Below are 17996 nucleotides of genomic sequence, written 5' to 3'. Positions count from 1 at the left end.
CAGCCGAAGGCGTAGGAGACACCCTCATCGGTTCCAATCAAAACCATCCGCGCCACCTGCCTTTTCTCTGGAGGCAGCTGACTTGGTGAGCCGCAAGGCGCTAGCCGCGAGCCTATTGGTGTTGACGAAACCCTTCGAGGCCCGTGGCTAGCGCCATCGGCTCACAGGGATAACGCAGCCCGTCGCGGCTGATGCAATACCCACCACTAGCGGCGGGCATTCCCCATTTCACCCTGAAGGAGTGAGACAATCACTCGGGATCGTAAGCCAAGTTCGGCGCGAGCCATTTTTCAATTTCTTCGATCGGCTGACCCTTACGCTTGGCGTACGACTCGATCTGATCTTTCGTCATCCGGTCGACGGTGAAATACCGTGCGTCCGGATGCGCAAAGTACAAACCGCTGACCGCTGCCCCAGGCGTCATTGCATAACTGCTGGTCAACTCGACACCGGTATTCTTTTCCGCATCGAGCAAATCAAACAATGTTCGCTTTTCCGTGTGATCCGGGCACGCGGGGTACCCGGCTGCGGGGCGGATTCCGCGATACTTTTCTTCGATCAACTCTTCGGTCGAGAGATTCTCATCCGTTCCAAAACGCCAATCGCGTCGCGCCCGTTGATGCAACAACTCCGCAAACGCTTCGGCCAAGCGATCCGCAACGGCTTGAACCATGATGGCGTCATAGTCATTGAGTTCCGATCTCAAACGATCCGCCATTTCCTGAGCACCGATGCCCGCGGTGACGACGAAACCGCCGATATAATCAGCGCGGCCACTGTCCAGCGGTGCGATGTAATCGGCAAGCGATCGGAAATCCGACTGCCCCTTGCGTTCCCATTGTTGACGCAAGAAATGCAGTCTGGTCAGCTCGGTTTGCCGTGAGTTGTCGGTGTACAGGATCACATCGTCGCCATCGCTTGCCGCCGGCCAGAATCCGTAGACGGCGTTCGCCGAGATCGACTTGTTGGCAATGATCTCATCGAGGATTCGGTTAGCGTCGTCGTAAATCTTCTTGGCTTCTTCGCCGACAGTGGGATCTTGAAAGATCTTGGGATACTTGCCCTTGAGTTCCCACGTCATGAAAAAAGGAGACCAGTCGATGAACGGCCGGATGTCCTGCAGCGGAAAATCATGCAGCGTCCTGACTCCGGTGAACTCGGGTTGATCGATTTGAACTGTTTTCCAATCGGTGGCAAATCGTTTCGCAAGGGCTTCTTCGTACGGCACCAGTTTTTGTTGTCGTGCGCGATAACTGGACGCCAGCTCGGCTTGAGACTTGGCGTTCTCAGCGATGAACGCATCGCGGCGATCGTCGCTGAGCAGTTTTTCGACCACACCGACGCTGCGACTGGCGTCCAGCACATGAACCACGGGCGCATCGTAGGCCGGCGCGATCTTGACCGCGGTGTGTTTTGCACTGGTCGTCGCACCGCCGATCAGCAACGGCAAGTTCAACTTGCGTCGTTTCATTTCTCTGGCGACCCCGATCATCTCGTCCAAGCTCGGGGTGATCAAACCGCTCAAGCCGATCATGTCCACGCCCTGCTTGACCGCTTCGTCCAAGATGGCTTCGGCGGCAACCATGACGCCCATGTCGATGACTTCGTAATTGTTGCACTGCAGCACGACACCGACGATGTTCTTTCCGATGTCGTGAACGTCACCCTTGACCGTTGCGATCAGGAATTTTCCTCGCGCGCTGGCGTTTTCCAATCCCGCCGCCCGTTTTTCTTCCTCCATGAACGGTTCCAAGTAGGCCACGGCCTTCTTCATCACGCGTGCGCTCTTGACGACTTGCGGCAAGAACATTTTGCCTTGACCGAACAGGTCACCGACAACGCTCATGCCGTCCATCAGCGGTCCTTCGATCACTTGCAAGCAGCGGTCGAAGTGCTGGCGTGCTTCCTCGGTATCCTCGACGATGTACTTGTCGATGCCTTTGATCAACGCGTGCTTCATCCGCTCGGCGACCGGAGCCTCACGCCACGCGAGGTCCTCGCCGCTTTTCTTTTTCCCCGAGCCTTTGACGGTTTCGGCAAACTCCAGCAAGCGATCGGTCGCGTCATCGCGTCGATTCCACAACACATCTTCGACACGCTCCAGCAGATCCGGAGCGATTTGCTCATAGACCTCCAACTGGCCGGCGTTGACAATGCCCATGTCCAATCCCGCCTGGATCGCTTTGTAGAGAAACGCGGAGTGGATCGCTTCGCGGACAGGGTCATTTCCTCGGAATGAAAACGAGATGTTGCTCACACCGCCACTGGTCTTGGCGCCGGGGCATTCTTTCTTGATCCGCGCAATGGCGTTGACGAAGTCGACTGCGTAATTGTTGTGCTCCTCCATCCCCGTCGCGACGGTCAGGATGTTGGGGTCAAAGATGATGTCTTCGGCTGGAAAGTCGGCTTGGTTGACCAGCAAGTCGTAGGCACGTTTGCAGATGCGAACCTTCTCGTCCTCCGTCGCCGCTTGGCCTTGTTCGTCGAAAGCCATGACGACGGCCGCGGCGCCATACTGACGGACCAACTTGGCACGATGCAGAAACGTTTCCTCGCCGTCTTTGAGTGAAATCGAATTCACGATCGCCTTGCCTTGCACGTTCTGCAGTCCGGCTTCAATGACCTCCCATTTGCTGCTGTCGATCATCACGGGCACCGATGCCGTGATACTATCTCCGGCGATCAGCCTCAGAAAACGCGTCATCGCTTCGGCACCGTCGAGCAACGCATCGTCGAAGTTGATGTCGATGATCGTCGCTCCGTTCTCAACTTGCTCACGGGCAATCTCGATGGCTTCGTCATACTGCTCATCGCGGATCAAACGTGCAAACTTTCGGCTACCGGTGACGTTGGTCCGTTCGCCAACCATCGTGAACGGAATCTCCGGACGCATCACCATGGGCAACAAACCGGACAGTCGCGTGTAGACCGGTCCGACAGACTCTTGTTTCGGCTTGCAACGGGCAATTCGCTCCGCCATCGCGCGAATGTGATCGGGTGTTGTTCCGCAACAACCGCCCATGATGTTGACCCAACCGTTGTCGGCATACTCGCCGACGATCTCAGCCATCTGCTTGGGGCCGAGATCAAATGCACCCATCTCGTTGGGCAAGCCGGCATTGGGGTGGCAACTGACGGGGATGTCAGACACCTTGGACAGTTCTTCGATGTGAGGCCGCATCACGTCGGGGCCGAGAGCGCAGTTCATGCCAATGGAAAGCAATGGAAAGTGTTCCAGGGCAGTGAAAAAAGCTTCCACGCTCTGCCCGCTGACAAAGGTCCTGCCGCCTTGGTCGAAGGTACCGCTGGCCATCACGGGTACACGGCGGCCCCCGGCGTCAAAGAAATCCTGGATCGCAAATAAGCAGGATTTCAGATTCAAAGTGTCGATCGCCGTTTCGGGCAACAGAATGTCGACCCCCGCGTTGACCAACGCTTCCACTTGGGCGCGATAGCTGTCTCGCAGAGCTTCGAAGGTCGTCGCACGGTGGGCCGGGTCATCGACGTTGGTGCTGATGGCCAACTGCATCGTCGTGGGGCCGATCGATCCGGCGACGAATCGCGGTTTGTCCGGTGTCCGCTCGTTCCACTCATCGGCGGCCTTGCGAGCACAAGCCACCGCGGCATGATTGATCTCCTCCACCAATTCCAGTGGCAGATCAAACTCGATCATCCCGATCGGCGAGGCGCCAAAGGAGTTGGTTTCGACGATATCGCTGCCGGCTTCGAAGTAGGCCCGGTGGATGTCTGTGATCTTCTCCGGATGGGTCAGACACAAAATGTCAGAAAAATTCTTCAGATCCTTGTGATGCTCCGCGAATCGCTCTCCTCGCACGCCCGCCTCGTCCAGTCCCAGACGCTGGATCATCGTTCCCATGGCTCCATCAAGCAGCAAAATGCGCTCGCGAATCAGCTCGGACAGGACAGTTTCGGTCGGGTCGGCTTGCAGCATCGTGTGTTTCACGCGTGAAATATCAAGGAAATATGGGCAGGTTGGCAGCGTCTATCTTCTTTGCCCGCGTCCGTTTTCACAAGGTAACCCGCCGGACGATTCTTTAATCAACCTTGTCTGAGCGTCCAACTTTCGCTATTCCGCAAAAACCTCAAGACACGGAACACTCCGCTCCGATCCTGAGCGATGACGCAGACATACGGTAATGACGAGAAACCCCCGACGGATCGGAGGTTCACCGTCCTGCCTCCCCAAAACGCGGGCCATGTAGGTTTTTGCATGGTTTGCGAGCCGGAATTGCCCAAGCGGAAACCAACGTTGCATCAGGAAGATCGCATGACCGCCCTGCCCCAGGAGCCATCCTTCGGTGACGACCCCGGGTCCAGCCTCAACGCTCAGCATCGCGTTGACCCGCCGCATCTCCCCGGTGAGGATTTGCCCGCATTGTTTCGCTTGCCCGATTTGAATCGGTCCGGAAACCATCGCTCTCAATCGATTCATCCCACCGGAGCCTCGGTTCAACCATCGATTGACGTTGCGACGGACGATTCGCCGCAAGCCGCCCAGAACACCCCCTATCAGTCCATCACGGCGGCGGCGAAAGTCGCCGAGAGCCGAATTCCAGGCAGCCGGGTCGCCAGAAACACGCCCGGATTCAACGAAATCGTTGTCAACATGCCTGCACGACAGACAACACCGCCGCCCCATTCGTTAGATACACGTGCGATGAATGCACGTGCGGTGGATGCAGCAATGCCGCAGCCAGGTGATCTCACCATCGAGCCGGCCCCACGACGTGAGAAGCCCTCCTTTCCCGCGGTCGACCTCGCATTGGAAACCTGGGGGTCCCGCGCGTTGATGATCACGTTGCTCTTGCTCGTCGTCGGATTCGCCGCTTTGGCGGTCCGCGGACTGCGACGTCCTACAGCAAGTCCAAACGGTGAGTTGGCGATGCAGACGGCGAACGACGAGAGCAACGAAACAGAGTCGATTTCAACAACACCGATCGACCCAGGGCAAGATCCAATCGGTCTGTTGATGGGTACGCCCGGAGCCGAGACAACGACGCGAGCGGATTTGGCTGCAGCTCAAGTGGATGTCGCGAACGAGTTCGGTACAGACGAATTCGGATTGGGCGAATTGAATCTCGATGGCCTGAACTTGGGTGAACTTAATTTTGCCGAAAGCGTTGCTGAGACTTCGAACCCAGGGCAATCATACCCAGAGCAATTATACCCAGAGCAATTATACCCAGGGCAATCGAAGCCAGGGCAAACAAGCACGTTCAACGCCGACTCGCCAACCGATGTCATGGCTGAAGTCGATCTGGACGACTCATTGGATTTCAATGATCCGTTCTTTCAAAACGTCGACGAGTTCGATTCGGCCGCGGGTGTCCCGGCTGGCGGTGAAATGACCGAGAGTGAAATGGCAGCCGGCTTTCCTGCCGAAAACGACAGAGCGGTCGCCTATCGAGACCCCAACGTTGACGACGCGTCAGTGACTGGTTCGGACTCGTTTCTCGATCCAGAAGCGATGGGATCATTTCCACCGTCAAGCGAACTTCCAGCCGCGTCGAATCCCATGACTGGCTTGCCCGATAACACGGTCACACTTGGTGGACCGATTCCGAACTTGCCTCAGTACACCGCTGTCCAACCGGATCCCTATGCAGCTGCCTACGAAGACACTTCGATGGCCTACCAGTACTCACGCACTCCGCTCGGGGTCACCGATTGGTCGCGCTACTTCCCTGCTGATAACCAAGGCGACTACGGTCAACACGCTATGAATCCTGCCGTGGACCCCACCACGGCCCCCACCATGGCAAACCAGCCAGCAATGGCGGTCGGGCCTTACCAATACGATCGTCAATAACCAACGCAAACGACTCCACTTACAAACCGAAATGTCATGAGTTCGCCTGACAACGCTTTTTTCAATACGTTTGCGAGAACACGTCGTGATTCGCGTGGTTCGGCTCCGAATCCAACTCCGAATGCACGAGCAGCTCGACCGGCACCTGCATCAACTGGTACTGCACAGGCTACGCCAGCACCAAACACTCCACAACCGACGCGTTTGGGCACGATGATCAAACCGTCCGCCGCTGCGCCCCCGTCGCCTCACATGGCGTCTGAGTCTGCGGCCATGCGTGACTTGAAACTCGCCGCGAACATCTCCGACTCGGCGAAGATCTGGGTGGAACCCAATCAAGATCAGTTCTTACGAATCGATTCGCCCGAGAACGGTTCACCTCACCAGCCGGTCACACCGATCCCCCAGCCAAGGACGCCACAGTCGGCACCGACCACGGCTGCATCTAATGTGCTCGGAGATAACAGCTCCGATAACAGCTCCGACAACATTGCTGCGGATCCCGATGCCGCCGTAATGCTGCAAAGTTTGCATTCGCAGATCGTCATGTATGGTTGCGTTGACGACGCATCTCACGCAGTCCTCCATTCCACGGTCGACTATCCTGTCGTCGAAACGCCTCCGGCTGAAAACGCTCAGCAAGCGGCCGAGCCGGCACCGCTCATCGATTGGCAAACAGAAATCGATGAGTTTGTTGATGACCCCGTGCACGAGTCTGTTGATGAACTAGCCTACGAGACTCCCCCAGCAGCGTCCATCGCGACTCCTGCCACAGAGGAGCCGGAAACCTACACGTCAACTTCATCTCCACAGCAGTGGGCAAAGACACCTTGGCCGGGCGCGCAATGGGAAGTCGACGTGTTCGAAGTCCCCAGCAGCGTCGCCAGCCTTTTCTTTGACGAATCTTTCTTCAAATCGATCGCCAACCGAATGCGAGAAACCGTTGCCGATGGACTTCGCAGTCTCGCGGTGACTAGCGTCCGCAGCGGCGAAGGTCGATCGACGGTCGCTATCGGCACCGCCATCGCGGCAGCCGCCACCGGACTGCGAGTCGCGTTGGTGGATTGCGATCTGAGCAAGCCGAGTCTTGTCGACGATTTGCGGTTGGAGCTCGACTACGGTTGGGTAGAAGCCATCCGCTGTGGGATTCCGCTGAGCCAAGTCGCGGTTTCGTCCTTGGAGGATGGTGTCACGTTGATTCCCTTGTTGCCTCCCGCTCCTGGACATCCTGTAGCCGCGGCCGCGGAAGTCGCCGCATTGATGCAAACGCTGCAGGGCCAGTTCGATTTGCTGGTGATTGACGCACCCGCCAGTGATGCGGCCGTTCTGCAAGTCATTTGCCAAGGCGTGGACTCGGCAGTGATCACACAAGACCTCCGATCGACACGCAGCGGAGACATCCAGCAACTCGCGACCCGACTACGTCACTTCGGCGTCCGAGGCATCGGCGTCGTTGAAAATTTCGCCGTTGAGTGAACGTCTAGGAATCGACGCTCGATCTGCCGGATCGTTAGCGAGGTGATTGATCAGCCGCTGGCGCTCAAGAGAGCGTCACGGCTCTCAGCGTTTGCGGGGGTGAGCCTGTCGACGCTGCACGCTATCGAATGGGACGTCGAGCGACGGATGGCGATCCGCTTCAGCCCTCCAGCAGTTCCCAGCGGCTGTAGGCGGTCTCTAAATCGGACTCGGCTTGTTTCAATTCGGCGGCGTCCTTGGCGATCAATTCGCCGTCGCGTTGGTAGTAGTCCGCTGCCGCCATCGCGTCATGCATCTCAGCAATCTTGCTTTCCAGTTGCTCAATCAAGACGGGCAACTGCTCCAATTCGCGTTTTTCTTTGTAGGAGAGTTTCTTGGCAGCGACGGTCGGGGTCACTGCAGGGGCGGACGTGGCTGGCGAGTCCGCGGATTTCTTTGCGGCAGCCTTGGACTTGCCACCATCACCGCCCGCTGACTCGCGTCGGGCGACGGCGGCCCGCCAATCGTCGTATCCACCCACGTATTCGCGCGGCCCATCGGCTTCGAAAACAATCGTCGATGTGACCACGTTATTGAGGAACGTTCTGTCGTGGCTGACCATCAACAGCGTGCCGTTGTACTCGGCAAGCTGTTCTTCCAGCAGCTCCAGGGTCTCCGCGTCCAAGTCATTGGTCGGTTCGTCCAAGACGATCACGTTGGCCGGCTTGGTCATCAACTTGGCCAGCAACGCGCGATTCTTTTCGCCGCCGGAGAGAAACTTGACTTTGGTCCGGGCACGCTCTGGTGTGAACAGGTAATCCTGCAAGTAGCCCATGATGTGCTGAGTCGTATCGCCGATTTGCAGCCGCTCGCTTCCTTCGCCGACATTTTCGTGGACCGTTAATTCTGGATCGAGGGTATCGCGAAGCTGGTCAAAGTAAGTGACTTTGAGATTCGTTCCCAAACGTACTTTTCCGGAGTCGGGTTTGAGTTGTCCCAACAGCAGTTTCAACAGAGTGGTCTTGCCGGCGCCATTGGGACCGATGATCCCGATCTTGTCGCCCCGCATCAGCGTTGTCGAAAAATCGGTAACGATGGGCGTGTCGCCGTAGGCAAATGAAATCGATTCGACTTCGGCCACCAACGCACCGCTGCGGGCAGCGGTTTGCAAGTTCAGCTTCGCCGTCCCTTCTTGAGTGCGTCGTTGCGCGCGTTGGTTACGCATTTCCTTGAGCGCACGAACGCGGCCTTCGTTGCGGGTCCGGCGTGCTTTGATGCCGGTTCGGATCCAACGTTCTTCTTCGGCCAGTCGTTTGTCAAACAGAGCGTTCTGTTTCTCCTCCGCCTCCAGCGTTTGCTGCTTTCGTTTCAGGAATGTTTCGTAATCACACGACCAATCGAACAATCGTCCGCGATCGATCTCCCAAATCCGAGTCGCCAGTTTTTGCAGGAACGAGCGGTCGTGGGTGATGAACACCAGTGTCTTGTCCCACCGCGACAGAAAATCCTCCAGCCACAGGATCGATGGAATGTCGAGGTGGTTGGTCGGTTCGTCCAACAACAGCACGTCGGGTGAAGTCGAGATTGAGCGTGCCAGCAAGACACGGCGTTTCATGCCGCTGGAAAGTGACTCAAAGATCGCGTCGGGGTCCAGGTTCATCTGTGAGAGCGTGGTATCGACGGCGTGTTCGATCGCCCAACTGTCATCAACGCCTTGTTTGCCGATCTGGCCGGCGAGCACCACGCTGCGGACGCTGTGCGCGTCGCCGCCGGGCAGTTCACCCAGTTCGCTCAAGTCAGTCGGTACGTCTTGCGTCAACCTCGCGACCTGGACGCCCTGGCGGACGTTGATCGTGCCGTTGTCCGGTTGGATCTGACCGCTGAGCATACGCAGCAAAGTCGTTTTGCCCGCGCCGTTGCGACCAAGCAAACCGATTCGTTGCCCGATTTCGATGCGGGCGGAGACGGACTCCAGCAGTTGAGGGCCGGCAAAACCGATGCTGACTTCTTCGATAGCGATCAATGACATGACGTTGGGTCGTTACGCTTTACTCAGGTCCAAAGTTCCCACCACATCGGCGATCGACTGGGCACCTAGCTCCGCGAGCGCATCGGGCAACTGGTCGATCAATCGTGTTGAGACCGTCGGGTCGTAGTAGTTGGCCGTGCCGATTTGCACCGCCGACGCACCGGCGACCAGGAATTGCATGACGTCGTCGATGTTGGCGATACCACCGATGCCGATGATCGGAATAGAAACCGCTTGGCGGACTTGATGAACACAACGCAACGCGATGGGCTTGATCGCCGGTCCACTGAGCCCCCCCATGCCGTTGCCCAAGATCGGTCGTCGTTTCCGCCAATCGATTGCCATCGCCAAGACGGTATTGATCAAACAAACCGCGTCGGCGCCTCCGTCGGCGGCCCCTTGCGCGATTTCCGCGATGCGTGTCACGTTCGGTGTCAGCTTGGCTAACAAGGGCACGGCGCATTCTTTGCGAGCCGCGGACACGACTTCCTCACAGGACTTGGCGTTGGTGCCGAAGTCGACACCGCCGCTGACGTTGGGACAAGACAAATTCAACTCGATTGCCGCGACGCCTTCTGCGCCGACCCGCGCCGCAAGAGAAACAAAATCATCCACGGTGCGTCCGGCGACGCTGACCACGATGGAAGTTCCGAGTTCCTTCAAGTAGGGCAAGTGGTGCTGTAAAAACGCGTCCACGCCGTCGTTGTCCAAGCCGATGGCGTTGAGCAGTCCGGCGGATGTCTCGACGGTGCGCCAGGGTGCATTGCCGATACGTGGTTCTGCGGTGATCGTCTTGGGCAACACGGCACCGAGCTTGGGGACATCGACGATGCCCTGCATTTCTCGCGCGTATCCAAACGTCCCGGATGCGACCATGATCGGATTCTTGAGTTTCAGACGTCCCAGTTGAGTCGATAAATCCATCACGTGTCCTTGGCCGAATTTTGTTTCGGTTGGTGGAGAACAAGTCTTTTTTCGATGTGTTGCAATAGTTCGTCGGCGACGTATTGCTTGTCGCCACGCACCGCAATCACGACCGTACCATCAGGACTCAGCAACTCCACTTCGTTGTCCGACGAATCGATCGCTTGGGGTCCGTTGCTGACGATCAGATCACAGTGTTTCTTTTGCAGTTTCACCGTGGCTCGGAAACGCCGGTCGGCGGTCTCCAGGGCAAACCCGACGACCCACTGATCGGCGCGTTTGTTTTGACCCATCATCGCGACGACGTCCGGTGTCTCGATCAACTCCAAAGCGATCGGCTCGCCAGTTTTTGCGATTTTCTGTGTTTGAACAAAATGCGGCATGTAGTCACACGGCGCCGCAGCTCCAATCGCACCATCACATTCCGGAAAGAGTCGCCGGCAAGCGTCCAGCATTTCGTCGGTCGTGGTGACTTGGACCAACTCCACTCCGCGAGGATAGTCGATCGACACCGGGCCGCTGACAACAACGACATCGTGCCCCAGACGCAATGCGGCATCGGCAAGCGCCGCGCCCATTCGGCCACTCGACGCGTTGGTGAGATAGCGGACCGGGTCCAAGTATTGGCGTGTAGGTCCAGACGTGATCAGAATCTTTGCCACAAATCAACTCAGCGTCGCATCGATCAATTGCTCCAGTTCCGCCGTGGAGATGTTCATCTTCACGGCAGCCAACGCGAACAAACGCTTCTCGCTCTCATCCAAATGGCCGTCGGCGGCCATCATGCGGATCAGATCCTGCATCAATTCATTGCGTTCGTCCACGTTGACGGGCAACTCCAAAGCGGCATCGTCCCCCAATCCGAACTCCATCGCTTTCTGCAAATCGGACTCGCCCAAACCGAGTTCGTGACAGCGTTCTGCAACCAAGTTCACTTCGCGTTCCCCAATGGAACCATCAGCCAATGCCATCACCACGAGATTGCGGAGTTGACGCTGGCGTTTTGTAAATTCAGAAGCGGACATGGAACGTTGCGTGAGATGAGTTGTGTGTGCGTATGAGAGGTGGACGCGGGACAGACAGCGATTAGCCTAGCAAGCTTTTCAAGGCGGGGACTTTGCTGACGATTTGCTGCACCACATCGTCCCCGAGCTTTTCTTTCAGAAACGAAACCAGTGTGGACGCGAAATCGCCCAATTGTCCGGCTTGCAAACCGCTGGCGCTGAGCCCTTGAGCCAGCTTGGCCGCGTCGCCAACAGAACCACCCAAGAGTCCTCCAGCAAGTCCACCGATCGCTCCCATCAACCCCCCTCCGGCAACGCTGCCTGGCGCATCTGCTTGTTCGGCTGCGGAATCGGCGCCTGGGATTTCGTTGGAGATCTTGGAAAAGAGATCGTCGCCCACCTGTTCTTTGACCAAAGCCATCGCTTTGGCGGTGGCTGACGCCGCGACGCTCGGATCGATACCCAATTGGTTGGTCAATTTTTGGATCAGCTCGTCCATTCTTGTTTCTTTTCCGAGATTCGATTGGCAATGCGGTGTTGAATCAGCCGATAGCTTGGCGTTTTTCGGTCGGAACGTATAGATGGGCCAACCAAGAGAGAGCCCGAAGAGACTTGTGCACCATCCAGCGTCAGAATGTGGTCAGTCTCCAGCGACCGGGAGAGGTGACAGAGACTTGCGAAGGTTTTGTTCCTCCATTTGGAAGATACGCCGAGGGACGTGCGGAAACAGGGATGTGCGGACCTGAGCCCCCAAAAATCGACAAACGCTCACCCCTCACTGGAGGGCCCGTTCGTCAGAAATGAGCTGGTTTTCCCCGTAACGACCTTCATCGGGGAAATGGTTCACGTTAACATGCAGGTATAGGCGATTGGTTTCCCCATCAATCTGCCTTTCCTCCACAGCACTGGGTTGCGTAATTAGTGCATCTAAAGACGTACCTTGATCGCGATATTCGGATGAACATTCATCTAGGAGATGATCCATGACTGCAGATTGGTTTTACATGGGCACGGGGTGGCTTCGCAAATCGCGTCGCGTTGGCCCCATCAGCGAAGCGGATTTACTACATCGAATCGATAAAGGGCAAATTGAGCCTGATACGTTGGTCCAAAGCAGTAAGACGCGAGGCAAGTGGGTTAAGATGGAGAAGGTCGGGCCGGCGATGAAGCGTTGGTTGGCGGCGCACCCGGATGCGGAACAAGCAGGCGAGTGATTTGACAATGCCGCGTCGGATGCCCGAATGGTGCGCAGTGGTTTTGTTCTCTCTTGACTTCAACGCAAAGCTGAATCGTTAGGTGGCCCCGCCCAAGACTGTCGCCGATTACGCAGCCATCGCGGTGGCTCCGATTCTTATTTTTGTGATGATCAGCAGTCTGGCACAGTTCTTTGTGTTGCTGATCTACCAAGGCGGGTTCGGCGGTCGCGTCTCCTGGATCCTGTTGATGTACACGATGGGGTCCGTCGCGGTGGCGAGGGTGTCCATCGAACAAAGCCGTGAGTACTCGATTGGTTACCTGGGTGCCTTGGGCGCAGCGGCATTGCTGGTGCTGAGTCAATACGTCGGTTCTCCGCTGTTGGCGATTCCGATCCTGGTGATGATCGCCTACCTGTCCGATCGAATCACCTACGACTGCACCCTGATCGATGATGATGTCGACGCGAGCGGCGAAGGGTTGATGGACTCGGGCAGGATTCTGATCCGTCAAAATGCAGAGGCGCTGAGAAAGACAAACGACCAGACAAGTCCAGAGGCAGACAACGCCGTTGAGCCAACTGCCGCGCCGCCCCGAAAGACGCATCAGCCCGGACGCACGGTGTTTTACCTGGCGCTGGCGGCTTTGCCACTGTTCGGACTGGGGCAGTTTTTCTTGGGTGGCAATGATTTGCTGTGGTCGCAGTCGCTGAAATTCCTCGCGCTCTATCTCTTTTCCAGCCTCTCCCTGTTGGTGACGACGAGCTTTCTGGGGCTACGCCGCTATCTGCGTCAGCGTCAAGTCGACATGCCGCACAACGTTTCCGTGGCCTGGCTAGCCGGCGGATTAGGTTTGATCGCAATCGTCCTGCTGGTGGCCTACATCGCGCCCCTGCCAGGCCAGTTGCTCGCCTCGCTGGAACCGCCTGCATGGTTGACCACGCCAGACGAAAAACAGGCCAGCTCGCAGGGCTGGGGCGACGAAGCTGCTGAGAAGTCGGACGAACAGTCCGCCCAAACCGACCAAGACCGAAAGCCGCAGGGCAAACAAACCCAGGGAAAGTCAGACCGGGAGCGACAGCCCGGTGAAGCATCCGAGGGCGACCCCAACGCCAAAAACCGTGACTCGCAATCGGCACCGCCATCAGACGAATCCTCCGACAAAGGCAAGAGCGGCGCGTCGGAGCAAGAGTCCAGCAGCCCCGATTCCTCCGGCCAACCGTCCGAACAAAAACCCTCCTCGCCGTCCAAGTCGCCCGATGGTGACAAACAACAGAAGGGAAAACCCGCGGATTCGCCTTCTCAACAAAGTGAATCGACGGAGCAGTCCCAGCAAAAAGATGCGTCCGAATCGTCTCAGCAGTCGGAGCAGTCCCAAAAATCCAAACCGTCCGAGAACTCCGATCAACAGCGGCCAAGCGACTCTGGCGACGAACAACAGTCACAGCAGCCTCAACAAGAAGGCAAGCAAGAAACCCAATCGAAACCACCCCAGGACGATGAGTCCGCAAAGGAACCCGAGTCAAAGGAACCCGAGTCATCACAATCACAGCAGTCACAGCCACCTGAGTCCGAGGCAAGCAAGCCGAAATCGGATTCGCCTTCGATGACCAGTCAGCTCAAACAAATGTTGTCTGGACTACTCACCGGGCTGGGCAGTCTGTTGAAGCTGATTCTGATGTTGGTGTTGCTGGTGATCGTCGCGGTTTTCGTCTTCCGCAACTGGGCGGCGTTTGTCGCGTGGTGGGCGAGTTTGTTTGGCGGCCAAGCAGCCACGCCGGTCGAGGAATCGGAAGCCGAAACGGCGGCAAGCGCCGAAGCCTTTCGTCGCCCGTTCTCGTCCTTCCGAAACCCGATCGGAGTCGAATCGGATCCGCGTCGCGTGATCGTGATCACTTTTCAAGCCTACGAAGCGTGGATGCGTGACCGCGGTGCGCTGCGTCAAAAAGATGAAACGCCCGACGAGTTTGTCCGCCGCGCCGCATCGGCGTCACCTCAACTGAGCGAACCCACGGGGCGTTTGGCCGCAGCCTACAACCGTGTTGTTTACGGACGCGGCAACGCCGGGCAAAACGATCTGGCGGTGGCTCAACAGATTTGGCAGATCATGTCACGCTGAACCTACTTTTCTTTCAAACGCTGAACGGCCTCTCGTGCCCGAGCCAAGAACTCCTGTTTGGGCTCACCGGCCTCCAAGAAAATCGGTTGCCCGATCGTGATGCAACTCAGCAGCGGCACCGGCAGGAACTCGCCACGCGGCAAAATGCGGTTGACATTGTCGATGTACACCGGGACCAGCTCCAAGTCGGGACGTTTCTTGCCGATGTAGTACAGACCGCTTTTGAACTCCCCCATCTCGTCACCACTGCTCCGGCCGCCTTCGGGGAACACGATCAACGAGTAAACGTCTCCCATCTCGCTGAGCATGATGTCGATGGGGCTGCGGTGGACCTTGATCTCTTTGCGGTCGATCAACAGTGCGTTGAAGCTCTTTGCCATGTGCGGCTTGAGCCAGCCCTGTGACCAATAGTCCTTGGCCGCAACGGGCCGCGTCACCATTCTCAATTCGCGCGGCAAAGCGGACCACAGCACGACAGCGTCCAAATGGCTGGTGTGGTTCGCGAAATAGATTCGTTGGCAGGTGTCCGGCTGGCAATCCACCCAGCGCACGGTGAAGCCGCTGAAGAGTTTGGCGAGCAGAACGATCACATGACTAGTGAGGGTCATGTGCGGAAGTCTACTTGCTCGCCGACGACTTGCGAAGTCGCGGTGAGGAAGCGATTTCTGTGGCAGTCCGTACCAACCCCGCTGACGCTTCTGTCGCTGGACGTACCCATCTGTCGTAGAGCTTGGTCGCCAAGTCCTGGTATCCGCTGACCATCGACTGCAATGAACCTGTGCGGATGACCAATTCGCGTCCTGCCCGCCCCATCTCCCGCCGCGTTTCCGGTGAAACCATCACCTTTGCCACCGCGTCGCAATACCCGTCCACGTCCTCCGATGCCACCAAGTACCCCGTTTTGCCTTCCAGGATCGACTCTTTGATCGAGCCCACGTCCGTGGACACGACCGGGACGCCACACGCGAGTGCTTCCAGGATCGAGACCGGTGATGCTTCGTTGAGCGAGCACAAGGTGAACACATCCAGCGAAGCAACCAAGCGCGGCGTATCGTGACGCGTTCCCAATAGGTGGACTCGATCCGCGACCCCCAACCGCTTCGCAGACGCTTCGATCGATTCTTTTTCAGGACCGTCGCCGATGATCAACCAATGCAGATCCGGGTGGGATGATTTCAATCGAGCGGCCACGTCGATCAACATCGAGTGATTCTTTTCCGAACGCAACGCGGCGACGATCCCGGCCAATGACGTCTCGGCGGCCAAACCCAGTTCCTCACGAACACTTTCTCGTGCCGATTGGTCGGGTACGAACCGATCGCAATCCACTCCGTTGCGAATCACGTGGACCTTATGATCAGGAAATCGTTCGAATTCCCGGAGAAACTCGCCGTGAGAATCGGCTACCCCGATGAACGCATCGGTCATTCCCGTCAACAAACGATTCAGCCGTCCCACGCCGTCAGGCCATCCGGTGCTGTGCAGCGCCGACGCGATCACAGGCACGCCGGCCAAATAAGCCGCCAAACGCCCCCAAAACATTTTGTCTCCCGCCCCAACCGTGATCACCACATCGGATCGGCGTCGACGCATCAAGTGAATCAGTCGCGGTAAAACGCGAAGGTCCCATTTTCCGCTCAACAAACTGGCCGTCACCGGAAATTCGCCGGCAATCTGCTCACCAAGTGGACCTGGTTCTTTGAGACAGACCACCTCGGGACGAATCACCGCCGGATCCATGCGACGCATCATGTTCACCAGCAATGTCTCCGCGCCACCGACGGGCATGCTGGTGATCACAAACATGCAGTTCAACGGGCCTGCCGAACTGCGAGGAGAAATCGAGCGCCAAATCTGACGGCGTGGGGTCAACATGAGCACAAACAACAAAGCGAGGCGAGAAAAACGCAATCAACCAGCGGAGTAGCTACAGGGTGTTTAGCTCACCAGCGGCCCAAGCATCGCCGCAAAGAAAACGACTCCAACGTGAACGACCGCCCCCAAGTGATCCCTGCGGTCTGTAGCGATTGTCCGGATTGACTGACCAGTTTTGCTAGCTTGCCCAAGTCACAACGCAGGCGAATCACAGACCAATCACACCGCGCGCTGCATCGTTCTGGTCTTTCGAGGAAATCCCAAGTTTTGCTAAAGCCCAGTTACTCAGAGTCCGAGCCCCGGGGCCAACCCTCGGAATTCGGTAACAGGGATCGAAACGTAGCAGTCGACGCGTCAGACGTTTTGATCGGAATTCACCGCTCATCAAAAGCATGCACAGGCATTTCAGTGATGCACCAACTCATTCAACGATCCGGATCGCCTGCCTTGCGCAACATGTGCGCGATGGGCATGCTCGCGTTGCTTGCAACGGGGTGCCGTCAAACCACTGGGGTCACGCCCGGTTCGCCACTGACCCCGGTCTCGCCGATGGTCCCCAGCGGCATGCTCTCGCCGATCCAACCGACGTCCGCGATCGGGCCGATGGGAGGAGCGACTCGTGTTCCGCCACCATCGACCGGCTCCTACACGGTGCCCAACAACTACATGGGCGGCCAAGCATCATTGGCCCCGTCGAGCAACTATGCACCACAATACCAAACCAATGATGGCTGGCGCGGCGATGCAGTCTCGCCTGCGAGTGCCAGTGATTTCGGCACCGTCGGCTCAGGAGTTCAGCCCGCGGGCGGCGCTGCGTTTTCCAACGGCATGGGAAACTCATCTCAACCGAACATGTATTCGCCAGACGCCTATGGCAACAACAACGGTTCGATGGTTCCCAATAACATCTCCGATCAGAATAACAGCCTGGGGCGACCACGCACCGGCGGCATGCAAGTCATCGACTTGACCAACGCACCGCCGCCACCTGGCTATCGCTCATCGTACGGAAATGACCCCCAATACAACTCGCCTCAATTCAACTCGGCACCGCCGATCCATTACGGTGCGGGACAAGCCGGCTCAGCGTTTGGCGGCGCTGCAATCAACGGAACTACAATCAACGGGCCTTCATCAAACGGAACGGTCTACTCCACGCCAGGAATCCTGCCTCCGCTGCAAAGCACAGCCCCTGGTTTCGCCCCCAGTGGCAACGCCGCTCCCCTTTCGGGCGCCAACGATCTGCCCGATCCGCGCATGCAAGCCGATGCGGGCTATAACACGAACTCACTTTCGGGCAATCAAGCCTTCGCCGACGCGACTCAGATGAACGACTACGGAGCGTCCGATCCAGTCGACAGGACCGCAATGGGCTTGCCAACCACGGCACCCGTTTCTCAACAGCAACGCAGTAATCTGCAGTGGCGATCGCCATCGCCGCGATTCTAGCTGAACCTATCGGCCACGGACGTGTCCCAACCCGCGTCCCCCCACCGCGCCTCATCGTTTAACGACAAGCCGCAGGCGACATCGCTACCCCCCCTTCGTTTAACGACAAGCCAAAGGC

Annotated in this window: 13 protein-coding genes; 5 read left to right on the top strand and 8 right to left on the bottom strand. The window is 57.6% G+C overall.

The window, feature by feature from the left end; translation table 11 throughout:
- Window positions 1-250: 250 nt before the first annotated feature.
- Window positions 251-3952 carry a methionine synthase gene (gene metH, locus Pla52nx_RS24655; RefSeq protein WP_146522970.1) on the bottom strand — a complete coding sequence of 1234 codons (3702 nt, stop codon included), beginning with the start codon at window positions 3950-3952 and terminating at the stop codon, window positions 251-253.
- Window positions 3953-4288: 336 nt separating this feature from the next.
- Here metH and Pla52nx_RS24650 point away from each other — a divergent pair, with 336 nt between their 5' ends.
- Together Pla52nx_RS24650 and Pla52nx_RS24645 are read left to right on the top strand one after the other, a co-directional pair.
- The gene (locus Pla52nx_RS24650) at window positions 4289-5830 is read left to right on the top strand and encodes a hypothetical protein (RefSeq protein ID WP_146522935.1); all 1542 of its coding nucleotides are present in this window, start codon (window positions 4289-4291) and stop codon (window positions 5828-5830) included.
- Between the two features lie 213 nt (window positions 5831-6043).
- Window positions 6044-7306, top strand: coding sequence for a tyrosine-protein kinase family protein (locus tag Pla52nx_RS24645; RefSeq protein ID WP_197455023.1), 1263 nt, complete (start codon window positions 6044-6046; stop codon window positions 7304-7306).
- A gap of 160 nt (window positions 7307-7466) precedes the next feature.
- Here the strand turns inward: Pla52nx_RS24645 and Pla52nx_RS24640 are convergent, their stop codons facing one another.
- From Pla52nx_RS24640 to Pla52nx_RS24620, 5 genes are all read right to left on the bottom strand, one after another.
- A complete protein-coding gene (locus Pla52nx_RS24640; RefSeq protein WP_146522971.1) occupies window positions 7467-9308 on the bottom strand; it encodes an ATP-binding cassette domain-containing protein in 1842 nt (613 codons plus the stop codon).
- A gap of 18 nt (window positions 9309-9326) precedes the next feature.
- On the bottom strand, window positions 9327-10238 hold the full coding sequence (locus Pla52nx_RS24635) for a dihydroorotate dehydrogenase (protein ID WP_146522937.1): 912 nt from the start codon (window positions 10236-10238) through the stop codon (window positions 9327-9329).
- The gene (locus Pla52nx_RS24630; RefSeq protein ID WP_231742603.1) at window positions 10238-10900 is read right to left on the bottom strand and encodes a phosphopantothenoylcysteine decarboxylase; all 663 of its coding nucleotides are present in this window, start codon (window positions 10898-10900) and stop codon (window positions 10238-10240) included. Before Pla52nx_RS24630 ends, Pla52nx_RS24635 begins: the two co-directional genes overlap by 1 nt.
- 3 nt (window positions 10901-10903) lie before the next feature.
- A complete protein-coding gene (locus Pla52nx_RS24625) occupies window positions 10904-11263 on the bottom strand; it encodes a TerB family tellurite resistance protein (RefSeq protein WP_146522938.1) in 360 nt (119 codons plus the stop codon).
- Between the two features lie 61 nt (window positions 11264-11324).
- Window positions 11325-11741 carry a DUF2780 domain-containing protein gene (locus Pla52nx_RS24620; protein ID WP_146522939.1) on the bottom strand — a complete coding sequence of 139 codons (417 nt, stop codon included), beginning with the start codon at window positions 11739-11741 and terminating at the stop codon, window positions 11325-11327.
- Between the two features lie 484 nt (window positions 11742-12225).
- Here Pla52nx_RS24620 and Pla52nx_RS24615 point away from each other — a divergent pair, with 484 nt between their 5' ends.
- Both Pla52nx_RS24615 and Pla52nx_RS24610 read left to right on the top strand, forming a co-directional pair.
- Window positions 12226-12456, top strand: a complete 231-nt coding sequence (locus tag Pla52nx_RS24615; RefSeq protein ID WP_197455024.1) for a DUF4339 domain-containing protein — start codon at window positions 12226-12228, stop codon at window positions 12454-12456.
- Between the two features lie 82 nt (window positions 12457-12538).
- The gene (locus Pla52nx_RS24610) at window positions 12539-14554 is read left to right on the top strand and encodes a DUF4129 domain-containing protein (protein WP_146522940.1); all 2016 of its coding nucleotides are present in this window, start codon (window positions 12539-12541) and stop codon (window positions 14552-14554) included.
- Between the two features lie 2 nt (window positions 14555-14556).
- Here the strand turns inward: Pla52nx_RS24610 and Pla52nx_RS24605 are convergent, their stop codons facing one another.
- Both Pla52nx_RS24605 and Pla52nx_RS24600 read right to left on the bottom strand, forming a co-directional pair.
- Complete coding sequence (locus Pla52nx_RS24605; RefSeq protein WP_146522941.1) at window positions 14557-15162, bottom strand: lysophospholipid acyltransferase family protein; 606 nt, start codon at window positions 15160-15162, stop codon at window positions 14557-14559.
- Window positions 15163-15172: 10 nt separating this feature from the next.
- Entirely contained in the window at window positions 15173-16360 is a 1188-nt protein-coding gene (locus tag Pla52nx_RS24600; RefSeq protein ID WP_146522942.1) for a glycosyltransferase family 4 protein, read from the bottom strand.
- A 480-nt stretch (window positions 16361-16840) separates the two neighbouring features.
- Between Pla52nx_RS24600 and Pla52nx_RS24595 the strand changes: the two genes are divergently transcribed.
- The gene (locus tag Pla52nx_RS24595; RefSeq protein WP_146522943.1) at window positions 16841-17878 is read left to right on the top strand and encodes a hypothetical protein; all 1038 of its coding nucleotides are present in this window, start codon (window positions 16841-16843) and stop codon (window positions 17876-17878) included.
- Window positions 17879-17996: the final 118 nt, after the last annotated feature.

This window comes from Stieleria varia (assembly GCF_038443385.1).
In the GTDB taxonomy this organism is placed as follows: domain Bacteria; phylum Planctomycetota; class Planctomycetia; order Pirellulales; family Pirellulaceae; genus Stieleria; species Stieleria varia.
Note: the sequence above shows the minus strand (reverse complement) of the source record. Positions and strands in the feature narration are given on the sequence as shown.

What these genes read in the sequence shown, in the direction of transcription:
- metH (WP_146522970.1), bottom strand. Translation starts at nt 3,952, where the DNA reads ATGCTGCAAGCCGACCCGACCGAAACTGTCCTGTCCGAGCTGATTCGC.
- Pla52nx_RS24650 (WP_146522935.1), top strand. Translation starts at nt 4,289, where the DNA reads ATGACCGCCCTGCCCCAGGAGCCATCCTTCGGTGACGACCCCGGGTCC.
- Pla52nx_RS24645 (WP_197455023.1), top strand. Translation starts at nt 6,044, where the DNA reads ATGATCAAACCGTCCGCCGCTGCGCCCCCGTCGCCTCACATGGCGTCT.
- Pla52nx_RS24635 (WP_146522937.1), bottom strand. Translation starts at nt 10,238, where the DNA reads ATGGATTTATCGACTCAACTGGGACGTCTGAAACTCAAGAATCCGATC.
- Pla52nx_RS24625 (WP_146522938.1), bottom strand. Translation starts at nt 11,263, where the DNA reads ATGTCCGCTTCTGAATTTACAAAACGCCAGCGTCAACTCCGCAATCTC.
- Pla52nx_RS24620 (WP_146522939.1), bottom strand. Translation starts at nt 11,741, where the DNA reads ATGGACGAGCTGATCCAAAAATTGACCAACCAATTGGGTATCGATCCG.
- Pla52nx_RS24615 (WP_197455024.1), top strand. Translation starts at nt 12,226, where the DNA reads ATGACTGCAGATTGGTTTTACATGGGCACGGGGTGGCTTCGCAAATCG.
- Pla52nx_RS24605 (WP_146522941.1), bottom strand. Translation starts at nt 15,162, where the DNA reads ATGACCCTCACTAGTCATGTGATCGTTCTGCTCGCCAAACTCTTCAGC.
- Pla52nx_RS24600 (WP_146522942.1), bottom strand. Translation starts at nt 16,360, where the DNA reads ATGTTTGTGATCACCAGCATGCCCGTCGGTGGCGCGGAGACATTGCTG.
- Pla52nx_RS24595 (WP_146522943.1), top strand. Translation starts at nt 16,841, where the DNA reads ATGCACCAACTCATTCAACGATCCGGATCGCCTGCCTTGCGCAACATG.